The organism is uncultured Kiloniella sp. (genome assembly GCF_937128705.1).
GTDB lineage: Bacteria > Pseudomonadota > Alphaproteobacteria > Kiloniellales > Kiloniellaceae > Kiloniella.
The window spans coordinates 17,599-31,630 of record NZ_CAKZMP010000281.1 but is presented as its reverse complement, the minus strand read 5'-3'; the positions used below and the strand labels follow the sequence as shown (position 1 = coordinate 31,630).

Genomic DNA, 14,032 nt, shown 5'->3' with positions numbered 1-14,032 from the left:
CAAAACCGCAAACTTAGACATATTTCCCCACAAATATAATGTAATAGATAAAATTCGGCATCTATTTCGTAATGAGAACAATGGCCTCTTGCAATCACAAATTGAAGAGCAATTTAATTATATCAATCGCAGACAATAACTTAGCCAGTTGATCGACGTGCTTTCAAAGCTGCGGTAAGCGTTCCATCATCCAGATAGTCCAAACTTCCCCCGACGGGAACACCATGGGCCAGTTTGGAAACATCGACCTCATATCCTGCCAGACATTCTGTGAGATAATGCCCTGTTGTTTGTCCGTCGACAGTCGCACTCAGAGCAAGAATAATTTCCTGCACATGTGTTTCACCTGCTCGATCCAGCAACTGATTAACATTCAACTGGGCCGGCCCTCGTCCATCAAGCGCAGACAGCGTGCCGCCCAAAACGTGGTACAGGCCTTTAAATGCGCCACTTCGCTCCAACGCCCAGAGATCACCAACCTCTTCAACAACACAGATTTTACTATGATCTCTTTTGGGACTCTGGCAAATAGCACAGGGATTTTCAGTATCAAGATTACCGCATGTCTGACAATTTGTAATGCTCGCGGCTGCGTCAGTCATTGCTTTCGCAAGGGGCAACATCAGACTTTCGCGCTTTTTCATTAAAAAAAGCACAGCTCTTCGCGCCGACCGGGGACCTAGCCCCGGTAAACGCGAAAGAAGTTGTGTCAGACGGTCAATCTCGGTTTTAGCCATGTATGCCGGCCTAGAACGGTAACTTCATGCCAGCCGGAAGATTAAGGCCACCAGTTACGTCTTGCATTTTTTCCTGTGTGGTCACCTCGACTTTTGAGCTTGCGTCGTTCACAGCGGCAAGAATCAAGTCTTCAAGAACTTCAACATCATCTGCATTAATCAGTGACGGGTCAATTTTGATAGACCGCAAATTATACTTACCACTCATAACCACTTTGACCATGCCTGCGCCCGCAGCGCCTTCGATTTCCAAGTCAGCCAAAGCTTCTTGCATTTCCGCCATTTTGCTCTGCATCTGCTGAGCTTGCTTCATTAAGCCGGCCAGATTTTTCATCAGATTTCATCTCCGTTATTAAGGCGTTGTAGCAGCTCCGCATCATCAAGATCCGGGTCTTCCATATCTGGGTCCATGATCTGGTCAATCAAGGACTTTTCATCCACGCCTTCTACTACATAGTTATCAGGCATCAAGCCTTTTCGACTGATTAATTTCGTACCCGGGAATAATTTAAGGACCGACAAAACAAGTGGATCTTGCATCGCCTTATCATCAAGCGCTTGATTGATCTGTTTTTCCTGCGCCCGGATGGTATCAACACCGTCTTTTGCTCTCTCGATGACTTTCCACTTCGCTCCTGTCCACTCGCTCAGATGGCGTTGGATTTTTGCAGATAAATCGCGAGGCGCATTCTCGGCCGGTTTATATTCTATTTCGCCCGGACTAAACCGAATCAGATGGACATCGTTCCCAAGATAAGCGGACAGAATTCTCTCGCCCCTATCCCGTGCAAGATTAATCACATCCCGGAATGTTTTCGGGGATGCGTAAATCTCTTCTTCAAACTCAACGTCTGGGGAAGTATTATCCACAACCAATTCTGGTTTTGTTGCTGCTCCAGATGAAGCAACAACATTCGGGTCCATGGCCACGGCTTGCCCGCCATTTACCATTCCACGAGCAGATGTCTGTAAATTCGAGGTTATTCTATTGCCTTCGCCGCCAGATCTATTTTGGACGCCGCCAGCAGGGGCGTTACCCGCTGGAGCGTCCTGGAGCTTTTTTATGAGATCCCCCGGCGTGGGAAGATTACTCGCATAAGCCAGACGAATAATAACCATCTCAGTTGCCTGCAAAGGGTGAGGGGCAATTTGAATTTCCCCCAATCCTTTCAGCAACATTTGCCAGGTTCGCGCCAACAGCGGCATCGAAAGTTTTGCGCACATCTCACCACCACGAACCCGCTCGGCCTCGGGTATACCCGGCATTTCCAACGTTTGAGGAACCAGTTTAGCTCGCGTCAAAAGATGGCTCAGCTCCAAAAGATCCTTCATCACAACAAGAGGTTCAGCCCCTCCGTTGTAGAGATCGGACAAAATATTCAGCGACTCAGGGCAATCCCCTTGCATCAGCGCGTCATAAAGATCGAAAATCCGGGTTCGGTCCGCCATCCCAAGCATATGACGGATAGGTTCGCTCTCGATCTTTTCACCACCGCCTAAAGCAATGGCTTGATCAAGCAGCGATAACCCATCACGCGCAGATCCATCAGCAGCACGCGCAAGAAGACCGATTGCTTCGTCCTCAAACCCGATTTTTTCTTTGCCGAGGATCATCGTAAACAGCTTGATGAGCTCTTCATGTTCCAAACGTCTAAGGTCGAACCGCTGACAACGAGAAAGAACCGTTACTGGTACTTTGCGAATTTCTGTCGTCGCAAAGATAAAAACAACGTGCTCTGGCGGTTCTTCCAGTGTTTTCAACAATGCATTAAAAGCACTGTTGGAAAGCATGTGCACCTCATCGATGATGTACACTTTTTTGCGGGCAGATACCGGACGATAGCGCACAGATTCGATTAACTCTCGAATGTCACCCACGCCCGTACGGCTCGCCGCATCCATTTCCATCACATCGACATGGCGATCTTGAGCAATAGATGTACAACTCTCGCACACACCACAAGGATCAGCGGTGGGACCGCCTTGTCCATCCGCACCAACACAGTTCAGCGCTTTGGCAATAATACGGGCTGATGTTGTCTTACCCACACCACGAACACCGGTTAGAATAAAAGCATGGGCCAGACGATCAGTATCAATCGCATTTGTTATCGTTTGGACAAGGGCATTCTGCCCATATAGATCACTGAAAGAGGCAGGGCGATACTTTCGCGCCAAGACCTGATAAGCCGCGTTGGATTCGTTTTCCGGTTCAGCGGGTTCTGTAGAAATATCGCTCATACTACTGCTTGATTTGTGTCGAATAACTCCACTTTACCCCATTGAAGCATCAAGGCAATCATCCACAGCAAAGTTCTTGAAAAAGAGATGATCAGGCACAAAAAAACGAGCCAAAAGCTCGTTAATACAGTTACTTATCATAAAAATAGAAGGTGAGAGGCTGAACCACGACCCGCGGCTAACTCGTTACGGCTGCTTCCTTCCGGATCTGACCGGGTTGGCGAGCGCTACGCCCATAGCCAACCTCTCGCCCCCTATATCGGACTTCTCCGCCACGAACGCAAGCCCTTTTGCAGGAAATTAATTTTCGAACGCTCTAAATGTTTACAGATCGACATCTCTGGTACACCCTCTGACCATGACCACAAAATTACATATATATACCTCGTCAGAGCTTGAACGTGCTGCTCACCTGCGCGTCCATCCTGACACCCTTCAAAGCTATCGCAACTCACCCGATAGTCTCGTCACAATCGTCTGGCGCCACATGGGGCTCTTTACGTCTAATGCAGGCACCAGTACTCGCGATGACATCGAACCCTATTTCATTCCCGCCAGTCATGCCGGAGAAATTTTTGATCTGGCAGAAGAAGTGGTTTTTCTTGGGCTTCGGGACAACAGGCCCATCTTGGCCGCTATGTTACCCCACAGCGAAACAGCTCCGGGATTTTCACCCCCAGAACTACCACAAGGTACTTTTCTTGACTTGCGGGACCATTGGTCATTTTTAAACAAAGAAGACGCCGCGATCATGGCATATGCGCGTGGTCTTAATCACTGGCATAAACACCATCGTTTTTGCGGACATTGCGGAAACCCAACGCGTTCAACAGAAGGCGGACACGTTCTGGAATGCACAGGTAGCAATTGTGGCAAGCTACACTATCCCCGTACTGATCCCGCAGTAATCATGCGTGTCACCGATGGCGACTGGTGCCTGCTTGCCCGAAATGCAGGATGGCGCCCGGGGGGACACTCTGTTTTGGCTGGCTTCCTTGAAATTGGTGAAAGCCTTGAACAGACTGTTATCCGGGAAGTAAAAGAAGAAGTTGGAATCACGGTCCAAAATGTCCGTTATCATTCTTCCCAACCTTGGCCTTTCCCAGCTTCGTTAATGGTGGGCTTTACCGCAGAAGGGTCTCGTCATGATCCCCTAGTTCTGGATTCAAATGAAATTGAATCTGCCAAGTGGTTCCACCGTGACGAACTCTTGGCTTCTCCCGAGGACGAAACCTTCAATCTTCCGCGTAAAGACTCAATTTCGCGCGTTCTTGTCGATGACTGGCTAAAAGAAAAATAATCTCTATTCAAACAAGAAAAGCTGGGCAACAAACCCAGCTTTTCTTTTATTATCAATCGTCGTGCTACTTTCTAATCAGGATGGTGTCCTGAAAGAATTGGCAGGATAAACACCCAGAATCTTAACTTCTTTCGAGAAGAAACTCAGTTCTTCCAGTGCCAGACGAACCAGACGTTCCGAAGGGTGACCTTCTACATCGGCATAGAACTGCGCGACAGAAAAGCTACCGTCTGTGATATAACTTTCCAGCTTTGTAATGTTCACACCATTTGTCGCAAAGCCACCCAATGCTTTGTATAGTGCCGCCGGAACCGACCGCACCTTAAAAACGAATGTCGTCACAACCATACCGTCTTTGGGATCGGGATCAATCGGGTCCCGCGCCATAATCAAAAAACGGGTCGTATTATCTGCGTTATCATTTACATCCGTCCCCAACGTCTCAAGGCCATATATTTCACCCGCCATAGAGGTCGCGATCGCACCGACATCCTTATTATTCCATAAGGATACCTGCTCGGCGGCCCCTGCTGTATCAGCCGCGACAATCGGCTCTATATCATGTTCACGCAAGAACTCACGGCACTGCGCCAAAGCCTGAACATGGGAATGAACCTGGCGTAAACCCTTCAGAGTCGCACCTTTGGGGGCAAGCAACTGATGTTCAATTTTTTGATAATGCTCACCGATAATATGTAATCCCGATTCTGGCATCAGGTGATGATTATCGGCCACGCGTCCCGCGCTTGAATTCTCAATCGGAATCATCGCAAGACGGGCTTTACCATTCCGAACTGCTGCAAAGGTATCCTCAAACGAATAGCAGGGCAGCGTTTCCATGTCTGGAAATACCGCTCGACAAGCTATGTCAGAGTTTGCACCCTTGACGCCCTGAAAGGCGATCAGATTATCAGCATCGGTCATTGGTTTAGGCCTTAGTTATAGAGTTAATCAATTTTGGCTTCTCGTATCAATTCGGCCATTTAGCTTTGACCATATCAATATAGAAGACCTCAGGATCCAGCGAGAATCTGCCTCGCCTTTTCAAGGTCCGCAGGAGTATCAACCCCAAGCGGAACAGTGTCAACGAGAGCAACATCAATGCGCATACCTGATTCCAAAGCCCGAAGCTGCTCTAATCGTTCGCGTTTTTCCAAAGGCGATGCAGGTAAAGAGACAAATTTCTCCAATGCTTCGCGACGATAGGCATACATACCAATGTGGTGATAGAGCGGTTGATCATCATTGCCCTCATCCCAAGGCGACTTACTTCTTGTAAAATAGAGGGCACGGGAAACTGTTTGCCCGGCATCAAAGCCCGCAACAGCCTTTACAACATTTGGGTTATCGCGCTCAGCCAATTCGGATATTTCAACTGCCAAGGTGCCGATATCAACCCCTTGCGTTGCCAAAAGCTCAAATGTTTGCCTAATCAATCTCGGTTCGACGGTTGGCAAATCGCCCTGTACGTTGATGATGGCATCATATTTATTTTCCGGATCGAATTTTTGCAAAGCCTCGTGGATACGATCAGAGCCCGAAGGGTGATCAGGGTCTGTTAAAACAGCCTGTCCGCCGATTTTTTCAATTGCATCCACGATTTCCTGTTCAGCACAGGCAACCACAACAGGCCCCAACTTGGCTTCGACAGCCCGATTGTAACACTGGGCAATCATTGGCAAACCTGCGATATCCGCCAAGGGTTTATTTGGCAAACGCGAAGAAGCCATTCGCGCAGGAATCAACACAACAGGATTTTGAGGACAGGACATGAAAGGCCTTTAACAAATGAATTTAGTTAATGGATTCACCTGAGCATTACTTACTGAGAGAATCCTTTTCTTCGCGCTAACATAGTTAAGAAACCGCTTCTAAACAAAGTGCTTTGCGCTTTTTTCACTATAACTATTCAAAAAATCCGCTTAAGCTTGGCAAAAATCAATGGAAACTATTGAATGCTCGGCGTCAGAACGCTATTGTCTGCCGGAAATTCAAATATAAGCCCAAAGGGTCAGGAAGAATGTCTTTAGAGAATAATAAGGCTTTTGCCTCAGTACTAACTGCCGGCATCATCTTAATGGCATCTGGTTTTGCAGCAAACATGCTCTACCAACCAAAAGACTTGGAAGAAAATGCCTATAAAGTTGAAGTCGCTGATAGCGGTGCTGAAACGGCATCGACAGCCCCTGCTGGCCCGGTTATTGAACCAGTAAGCGCCCTTCTTGCTTCTGCCGATGTTGCGGCAGGTGCAAAAGGATTTAAGAAATGTGCTGCCTGTCACACCGTAGAAAGTGGTGGCGCGAACAAATTAGGCCCGGCGCTTTGGGGGGTTGTTGGCTCTCAACGTGCTTCAGCTGATGGATACTCCTATTCTGACGCTCTAACTGCCATGAATGGTGAAACTTGGGATTACGAAGCTCTCAACGAGTTCCTAACCAAGCCAAAAGCTTTTGCCCCGGGAACAAAGATGGGTTTTGCTGGCCTCAAGAAAGTTGGCGCCCGTGCAGACCTGATCGCTTACTTGCGCGAGCAAAGCGATAATCCGGCGGCTCTGCCAGAGTAAGCTGAGAAACAAGCATCTAAAAAAGGCGACCCACCGGGTCGCCTTTTTTATGCATCACAATTGTAAAACAAATCTGCTAACAACAATTTGAGCTAGATTTTAAGCAGGGTTCCTCATGATAAGTTCCGATTTTCTTTGTCCCAACGAATTTATACAGCTTGGCGAAAAGCTTTGCGACGCTGCACAGGACGTTATCCTCAACCATTTTCGACAATCGCTTGATGTCGAAGGAAAAAGCGATGACTCGCCCGTCACCATTGCCGACAGAAATGCAGAAAGCGCCATGCGTGATCTCATCAACACAGCCTATCCTGATCATGGAATAGTCGGCGAGGAACATGGCTCTGAGAATCTGGATGCAGAATTTGTCTGGGCCCTAGATCCAATAGATGGCACCCGGAGTTTTATTTCCGGCCACGCCATTTTTGGTACTCTAGTTGCTCTTTTACGTAATAATCAACCCGTCATGGGCATACTCGCAATGCCTGTGCTCGGCGAGCGTTGGGTCGGCGCAACAGGACACAAAACCCTTTTTAAGGACTTCAGGGGCACCACTCAGGCAACCACACGTGATTGTGCCAAACTATCTGATGCCACAATTGCCACCACCTCTCCCCACCTATTTAAAGAAGATGAGTTTCCAAAGTTCGATCGAGTTCGCCAAAATACCAGAATGCCCCTCTATGGTGGAGACTGTTATAACTATGGCCTTGTCAGTAGTGGATTAATTGACCTAACCGTTGAAGCAGGTATGGGTGTTTATGATTTTCTGGCGCAAGTCCCTATCCTCACTGGTGCGGGGGGGATCATGACAGATTGGGAAGGCAATGCCCTTGGTATGCATTCTGATGGAAAAGTCATCGCTGCTGGAGATGCCCGCGTACATCAAGAGGTTTGCAACCTCATCAATCAATAACTCTTATCAATACCGAAACAACGTTGTCGAATTAGGCTACCATGTTAACCATTTTTCATTACTCACCTGCCACTATCCTCATTCAACTTTAGTTGAGGTGCGAAAAATGGTTAACGAAGCCCTTGATCATAAAACAAAAACACCTCAAACTCTCCAAATAGAGGCTTTTGCCTGCTAAATAGACATTTCGGAGGTTATGACAAGACGATGCGCGCTCTCTTTCTGGTCAACTTTGTCCTCTGCGTCTTCTTGCCGTTTTCAGTTACCGCACAAACGACAAAATCCCACGGCATCGCAATTCATGGCGAACCGGGTTACCCTGCGGACTTCACTCACTTCAACTATGTCAATCCTGATGCACCCAAAGGCGGCGAAATTCGTATTGCCAGTGAAGGCACCTTTGACAGCTTTAACCCCTATATCATCAAAGGTGTTCCCGGTCCGGGTTTCACGCCGGAAACTCTTTTGGCAGCAAGTGCCGATGAAGCCGCCAGTGAATATGGGCTGATTGCCGAAAGCCTTGAATGGCCAGAAGATAGATCGTGGGTCATCTTCACACTACGCCCCGAAGCCAGATGGCACGACGGCGTCCCCATAACCGTCGACGATGTTATTTTTTCTTGGGAAACCATACGTAATGACGCCGGACCTTACGTAAAAAACTATTACGCAACCTTGAAGAATGTCGAAAAGGTCGGGGATAATCAGGTTAAGTTCACTTCAGACGAACCGGGTAACAAAGAATTCCCCATTCGCGCTGGATCATTGCCGATTTTTGCCAAACATTACTGGGAAAGCAGAGATTTCTCTAAAAGCACACTGGAACCTCCTTTGGGAAGTGGTCCTTACAAAGTAACGGACTTTGAAGCTGGTCGTTATGTAGTTCAGGAAAGAGTGAAAGATTACTGGGGAAAAGATCTGCCCGTAAACAGAGGGCAAGATAATTTCGATAAGATAAAAACCACCTACTACCATGATGACGATGTCATCAAGCTTGCGATCAAATCAGGCGAAATAGATTATCGGAACGAACGCTCATCCAGTGCCTGGGCACAGGATTATGATGTCCCTGCCATTACAAAAGGATGGCTAAAAAAAGAATCAATCCCACACAAACGTCCCCAAGGAATTCAGGGTTTTTTTTACAACACGCGGCGAGACATTTTCAAGGACCCAAAAGTCAGAGAAGCGATTGGCTATGCCTATGACTTCGAGTGGACAAATAAAAACTTATCTTTTGGGTTGCTGACGCGCACAACCAATTTCTTTGGAAACTCCGAGTTATCCTCAACAGGAGTTCCCAAGGGTCGCGAGTTAGAAATACTAGAAAAGTATCGCGGCAATATTCCTGATCGTCTTTTTACAGAAGCATTTCATGTGCCCACATCTGATGGCACTGGTTGGCCGCGACACAATTATCGCAAAGCTTTCGAGCTTCTTGCAGAGGCCGGCTGGGTCGTAAAGGATCTAAAGCTGGTGAACGAAAAAACCGGGGAGCAAATGTCTTTTGAGATGCTTGTTTCATCCAAAGGTATGGAAAGAACGATACTTCCCTTTGTGACAAGCTTAAGCAAGCTTGGTATTGATGCCCGAATTCGCCTCGTTGATCGATCCCAATACATCAACCGTATTAGAGATTTTGACTATGACATCGTCATTATTAAACTTTCTGCCAGCATCACACCCGGTACAGAACAACGCGGTTTCTGGACGAGTCAAACCGCAGATAAAAAGGGAAGTGGCAACTTTGCAGGCATAAAGGATCCTGTTATCGATGAGCTAGTAGAAGCCATCGCCAATGCAAATGATCGTGAAGAATTGGTTGCCACGGTCCGTGCATTAGATCGAGTATTACTCTGGGGTTATTATGTTATCCCACAGTTCCATACCGAAGATGATCGTGTGCTTTATTGGGATAAGTTTTCACGGCCAAAAGTTACCCCGTGGCGAGGAACCAGCACATCCTATTGGTGGTTTGATAGCGACAAAGAAGCAGCATTGATGGCTTCAATGGCAAAAAATGAACAGGCACAAACCAGTGACACAACAAACGACAATGAAACATCCCTTGTCGAAATCTCCGGGAACAATGGACCGTTTTTTGATCCATTAATTATTGATACCTTTTTGAATAACTTTGAAAAGCTGGGCCTTAATCCGGAAACACTAAAAGACTTTTTCACCTTTCAGATCTTTGCCGATCCTGACGCTTTTTTTAAAAAAGATAACTGGCGCCCCTATGCGCTCGGAATCAGCTTGTTGATTTTTGGCCGCTGGTTCATTCGAAGACGTCGACGCAACAGGGGGCAAATCTGATGCTGGCCTATATTGTTCGCAGACTTTTACTGATGATCCCAACACTTCTTGGGATCATGGTTTTAAATTTTGCCATCATTCAGCTTGCCCCGGGTGGCCCTGTAGAACAGGTCCTCGCCAAACTGTCAGGGCAAGGCGCGGAGATATCAGAACGTATAACTCAGAACAAAGATGATCTGGCCCCGATCAGTGATACAGAAGCATCAAACACCAGCAAGTATAAAGGCGCACAAGGGCTCGACCCTGAACTTATCAAAGAGCTTGAAGTTCAATTTGGTCTGGATAAGCCCCTTCATGAACAGTTTATCGTCATGATGGGTAACTATTTAACCTTCGATTTTGGTGAAAGTTTCTTTCGGGATCGGCAAGTTATTGACCTTGTTATAGACAAAATGCCTGTTTCTATTTCTCTGGGACTCTGGACCACATTACTTGTTTATTTGATCTCTATTCCCCTTGGCATAAAGAAGGCCATTCGCGATGGATCTTCTTTTGATATATGGACCAGTGGCATCATTATCGTTGGGTATGCCATTCCTGGATTTATCTTTGCCGTTCTCCTACTCGTCGTGTTTGCCGGGGGCAGCTATCTCACAATTTTCCCTCTTAGCGGACTAACATCCGATAACTGGGATGAGCTATCGACCCCCAATAAGATATTCGACTATCTACACCACATCATTTTGCCCGTCACAGCGATGGTGATCGGCGGTTTCGCCAGCTTAACAATGCTGACCAAAAATTCATTTCTGGATCAAATTGGGCAGCAATACGTCACAACAGCACGGGCAAAAGGCCTAACAGAAAGTCGTGTGCTTTACGGTCATGTCTTCCGAAATGCTATGCTCATCGTCATCGCAGCCTTCCCCGCCAGTTTCATCGGCGTGTTGTTTACAGGCTCTGTACTCATCGAGGTTATTTTCTCTTTGGATGGACTAGGTCGTCTCGGCTTTGAAGCCGTATTCAATCGTGATTATCCTATTATTTTTGGCACCCTGTATTTTTTCACCCTTGTTGGACTGCTTATGAATATCATTGGTGATCTCGCTTACATGCTCATCGACCCCAGAATTGACTTTGAAAGTCGGGAGGGTTGATCTATGAGAGGTGATACACAAACATTATTCGGCGTGACACTCGCCCCAATGAATCAGCGGCGGTTACAAAACTTCAAAAAAAATCGCCGGGGATACTGGTCTCTTTGGATTTTTATTGTTCTTTTCGGCCTGAGTCTGCTCGCCGAAGTTATTGCCAATGATAAACCTATTGTCGTTTTCTATGACGACCAAGCATACTTTCCGATTGTGCAAGCTCTACCAGAAACTCACTTCGGTGGAGAGTTCAAAACAGAAACAGATTATCACGACCCTTATGTCCAAAATTTGATTTCGGCAAAGGGATGGATGATCTGGCCGTTAATTCAATACAACTATAAAACAGTGGCTTACAAGTTACCTACACCCGCGCCCTCTGCCCCTGATTTCGATCATTGGCTTGGAACAGATGATCAGGCGCGGGATGTTGTCGCCCGTCTGCTCTATGGTATGCGAATATCAATTTTATTTGGCCTGTTATTAACAGCAATCAGCGCCGTTATCGGTGTGACAGCCGGTGCAATCCAAGGTTATTTTGGTGGCGTGCTTGATCTCGTTGCGCAGCGTTTTATTGAAATATGGAGTGGCCTACCAACCCTCTATATCCTCATTATTGTCAGTTCCGTTCTCGTACCAAGTTTCTGGACGCTTCTGGGGATCCTCATGCTCTTTAGTTGGGTCGGCTTTGTCGGTGTCGTCAGGGCCGAGTTTCTAAAGGTTCGAAACTATGATTACATCAGATCAGCAAAAGCGCTGGGGGTCAGCGATAGAATGATCATGTATCGCCATATCCTACCCAATGCGATTGTTGCAACGCTTACCTTTCTCCCCTTCACGTTAACGGCAGCAATTACGGGGCTGACCTCTCTTGATTTTCTTGGGCTAGGTCTTCCCGCAGGATCAGCATCACTTGGTGAGCTTCTTGCTCAGGGCAAAGCAAACCTTCAAGCTCCGTGGTTAGGATTAACAGCCTTTGTTTCCCTCGCGGTAATGCTCAGCCTTTTGGTGTTTATTGGTGAAGCAGTCCGTGATGCCTTTGACCCCAGAAAGCTTTTTAACGGAGGTCGCTCATGAGTGTTCTCGTCGACCATTCCACTAAAGAAGAGCAAGCTCTTTTGGATATAACCAGTCTTTCGGTCCAGTTTCGTGGCGAAGAAGAGACTGTCGATGCCGTCGCCGGTATTACCTACAAGCTGATGGAGGGGCAAACAGTTGCTCTGGTTGGAGAGTCCGGATCAGGAAAATCCGTCAGTGCCTTATCTATTTTGCAGCTGCTGCCTTACCCACAAGCACACCATCCACAAGGAAGCTCGATAAAGTACAGAGGTAAGGAAATCATTGGTACCGATGATGCCACCATGCGGGATATCCGTGGGAATAAGATTTCGATCATCTTTCAAGAACCCATGACATCATTGAACCCGCTGCATACGATCGAAAAGCAAATCAACGAAGTCCTTTTTGTGCATAAAGGCATGAGCAAGATCGAAGCACGGAAACGTACTCTCGAACTTTTAAAGCTGGTCGGGATTAAAGATCCTGCTGGTCGCCTGAAATCCTACCCACACGAACTGTCTGGTGGACAGCGACAACGTGTCATGATTGCCATGGCACTCGCCAATGAGCCGGACCTTTTGATCGCGGATGAACCAACGACAGCACTGGATGTCACCATTCAGGCGCAAATTCTTGAACTACTTAAAGAGCTTCAAGAAAAACTTGGCATGTCTATTCTGCTGATCACACACGATCTTGGCATCGTCAGAAAAATGGCCGATCGGGTTTGCGTCATGACAGAAGGACAAATTGTCGAACAGGGGCCGACAGAAAAAATCTTCTCGCAACCAGAGCACCCTTACACTCAAAAATTACTCGCGGCCGAACCTCAGGGAAAACCTGTCGAAACCAATTCTGATGCACCAGAAATAATGGCCTGTGAAGATATCAAGGTTCACTTCCCGGTTAAGCGGGGCTTGCTGCGTAGAACCGTTAGTCATATCAAGGCCGTTGATGGCATATCCCTCACCCTGCAACAAGGCCATACAATTGGCATTGTCGGCGAATCAGGATCGGGAAAGACAACCCTAGGCCTCGCCCTCTTGCGTTTGATATCAAGTAAAGGTGCAATCCGTTTTGATGGAAAATCCATTGCCAACACAAAAGGATCGCAACTCAGATCACTTCGGCAAGAAATGCAAATTGTTTTCCAGGACCCCTATGGATCACTCAGTCCTCGCCTCTCTATAGGACAGATCATCGAAGAAGGCCTCAAGGTTCACGGACTAGGCGGCAATGCCAAAGAAAGAGAAGCACTCATTATAGAGGCCTTAAACGAGGTTGGCCTTAATCCGGAAAACCGCCATCGTTATCCGCATGAGTTTTCAGGTGGACAGCGCCAAAGAGTTGCCATTGCCCGTGCCATGGTTTTAAAGCCCCGTTTTCTGGTACTGGACGAACCAACTTCGGCACTTGATATGTCCGTTCAGGCCCAGATCGTCGATTTACTTCGTGACTTACAGGTCAAACATAAGCTCACCTACCTTTTCATAAGCCATGATCTGAAAGTAGTTCGCACACTGGCGGATAATGTCATCGTCATGAAAGATGGCAAAGCAGTTGAAACGGGGACAGCCAAAGAAATCTTTGAAGCTCCGAAAACTGCCTATACTCAAGCCTTGATCAAAGCGGCTTTTGATCTGGAAGTTGTTAACCAAGACGCGATAAGTGCTTAAAAAGCTTCACAACAGGCATTAAACTCGCTGGAATCTAAGAGATCTAGAAAAACAATTTCTGAAGGTAAACTACTGCGAAATAAAAAACTTTTGTTGCCGGATTGCCATACCTTTCCCGCATCCCCTACACTGT

At 47.1% G+C, this 14,032-nt stretch carries 12 protein-coding genes and 1 other RNA gene; 7 read left to right on the top strand and 6 right to left on the bottom strand.

Annotation, left to right across the window (positions count from 1 at the left end):
- Positions 1-140: 140 nt before the first annotated feature.
- The 4 genes from recR to ffs all read right to left on the bottom strand — a co-directional run bounded on the left by recR (position 141) and on the right by ffs (position 3,227).
- A complete protein-coding gene (gene recR, locus Q0241_RS14440) occupies positions 141-737 on the bottom strand; it encodes a recombination mediator RecR (protein WP_299378706.1) in 597 nt (198 codons plus the stop codon).
- A 10-nt stretch (positions 738-747) separates the two neighbouring features.
- On the bottom strand, positions 748-1,071 hold the full coding sequence (locus Q0241_RS14435; protein WP_299378704.1) for a YbaB/EbfC family nucleoid-associated protein: 324 nt from the start codon (positions 1,069-1,071) through the stop codon (positions 748-750).
- Positions 1,071-2,978, bottom strand: coding sequence for a DNA polymerase III subunit gamma/tau (locus tag Q0241_RS14430; protein WP_299378702.1), 1,908 nt, complete (start codon positions 2,976-2,978; stop codon positions 1,071-1,073). The genes Q0241_RS14435 and Q0241_RS14430 overlap by 1 nt, the downstream gene beginning before the upstream one ends.
- A 151-nt stretch (positions 2,979-3,129) precedes the next feature.
- Positions 3,130-3,227: signal recognition particle sRNA small type (gene ffs, locus Q0241_RS14425), an RNA gene on the bottom strand.
- A 109-nt stretch (positions 3,228-3,336) separates the two neighbouring features.
- On the opposite strand from ffs, the gene nudC reads away from it, so the two are divergent.
- Positions 3,337-4,278 carry an NAD(+) diphosphatase gene (nudC, locus tag Q0241_RS14420; RefSeq protein WP_299378700.1) on the top strand — a complete coding sequence of 314 codons (942 nt, stop codon included), beginning with the start codon at positions 3,337-3,339 and terminating at the stop codon, positions 4,276-4,278.
- Between the two features lie 75 nt (positions 4,279-4,353).
- Here the strand turns inward: nudC and Q0241_RS14415 are convergent, their stop codons facing one another.
- Both Q0241_RS14415 and Q0241_RS14410 read right to left on the bottom strand, forming a co-directional pair.
- Positions 4,354-5,202, bottom strand: coding sequence for a prephenate dehydratase (locus Q0241_RS14415; protein WP_299378698.1), 849 nt, complete (start codon positions 5,200-5,202; stop codon positions 4,354-4,356).
- A gap of 89 nt (positions 5,203-5,291) precedes the next feature.
- Entirely contained in the window at positions 5,292-6,050 is a 759-nt protein-coding gene (locus Q0241_RS14410; protein WP_299378696.1) for a 3-deoxy-manno-octulosonate cytidylyltransferase, read from the bottom strand.
- 248 nt (positions 6,051-6,298) lie between these two features.
- Here Q0241_RS14410 and Q0241_RS14405 point away from each other — a divergent pair, with 248 nt between their 5' ends.
- The 6 genes from Q0241_RS14405 to Q0241_RS14380 all read left to right on the top strand — a co-directional run bounded on the left by Q0241_RS14405 (position 6,299) and on the right by Q0241_RS14380 (position 13,899).
- Positions 6,299-6,841 (top strand): cytochrome c family protein, encoded by a 543-nt coding sequence (locus Q0241_RS14405; protein WP_299378694.1) that lies wholly within the window; start codon positions 6,299-6,301, stop codon positions 6,839-6,841.
- A 115-nt stretch (positions 6,842-6,956) separates the two neighbouring features.
- A complete protein-coding gene (hisN, locus tag Q0241_RS14400; protein ID WP_299378692.1) occupies positions 6,957-7,757 on the top strand; it encodes a histidinol-phosphatase in 801 nt (266 codons plus the stop codon).
- Between the two features lie 207 nt (positions 7,758-7,964).
- A complete protein-coding gene (locus tag Q0241_RS14395) occupies positions 7,965-10,073 on the top strand; it encodes an extracellular solute-binding protein (protein WP_299378690.1) in 2,109 nt (702 codons plus the stop codon).
- Positions 10,073-11,170 carry a microcin C ABC transporter permease YejB gene (locus Q0241_RS14390; protein WP_299378688.1) on the top strand — a complete coding sequence of 366 codons (1,098 nt, stop codon included), beginning with the start codon at positions 10,073-10,075 and terminating at the stop codon, positions 11,168-11,170. The genes Q0241_RS14395 and Q0241_RS14390 overlap by 1 nt, the downstream gene beginning before the upstream one ends.
- Positions 11,171-11,173: 3 nt before the next feature.
- Positions 11,174-12,241: an ABC transporter permease gene (locus Q0241_RS14385; RefSeq protein WP_299378687.1), complete on the top strand. Its 1,068-nt coding sequence runs from the start codon at positions 11,174-11,176 to the stop codon at positions 12,239-12,241.
- The gene (locus Q0241_RS14380; protein ID WP_299378685.1) at positions 12,238-13,899 is read left to right on the top strand and encodes an ABC transporter ATP-binding protein; all 1,662 of its coding nucleotides are present in this window, start codon (positions 12,238-12,240) and stop codon (positions 13,897-13,899) included. Before Q0241_RS14385 ends, Q0241_RS14380 begins: the two co-directional genes overlap by 4 nt.
- The last annotated feature ends 133 nt before the right edge of the window (positions 13,900-14,032 follow it).

What these genes read in the sequence shown, in the direction of transcription:
- recR (WP_299378706.1), bottom strand. Translation starts at nt 737, where the DNA reads ATGGCTAAAACCGAGATTGACCGTCTGACACAACTTCTTTCGCGTTTA.
- Q0241_RS14435 (WP_299378704.1), bottom strand. Translation starts at nt 1,071, where the DNA reads ATGAAAAATCTGGCCGGCTTAATGAAGCAAGCTCAGCAGATGCAGAGC.
- Q0241_RS14430 (WP_299378702.1), bottom strand. Translation starts at nt 2,978, where the DNA reads ATGAGCGATATTTCTACAGAACCCGCTGAACCGGAAAACGAATCCAAC.
- nudC (WP_299378700.1), top strand. Translation starts at nt 3,337, where the DNA reads ATGACCACAAAATTACATATATATACCTCGTCAGAGCTTGAACGTGCT.
- Q0241_RS14415 (WP_299378698.1), bottom strand. Translation starts at nt 5,202, where the DNA reads ATGACCGATGCTGATAATCTGATCGCCTTTCAGGGCGTCAAGGGTGCA.
- Q0241_RS14410 (WP_299378696.1), bottom strand. Translation starts at nt 6,050, where the DNA reads ATGTCCTGTCCTCAAAATCCTGTTGTGTTGATTCCTGCGCGAATGGCT.
- Q0241_RS14405 (WP_299378694.1), top strand. Translation starts at nt 6,299, where the DNA reads ATGTCTTTAGAGAATAATAAGGCTTTTGCCTCAGTACTAACTGCCGGC.
- hisN (WP_299378692.1), top strand. Translation starts at nt 6,957, where the DNA reads ATGATAAGTTCCGATTTTCTTTGTCCCAACGAATTTATACAGCTTGGC.
- Q0241_RS14395 (WP_299378690.1), top strand. Translation starts at nt 7,965, where the DNA reads ATGCGCGCTCTCTTTCTGGTCAACTTTGTCCTCTGCGTCTTCTTGCCG.
- Q0241_RS14390 (WP_299378688.1), top strand. Translation starts at nt 10,073, where the DNA reads ATGCTGGCCTATATTGTTCGCAGACTTTTACTGATGATCCCAACACTT.
- Q0241_RS14385 (WP_299378687.1), top strand. Translation starts at nt 11,174, where the DNA reads ATGAGAGGTGATACACAAACATTATTCGGCGTGACACTCGCCCCAATG.
- Q0241_RS14380 (WP_299378685.1), top strand. Translation starts at nt 12,238, where the DNA reads ATGAGTGTTCTCGTCGACCATTCCACTAAAGAAGAGCAAGCTCTTTTG.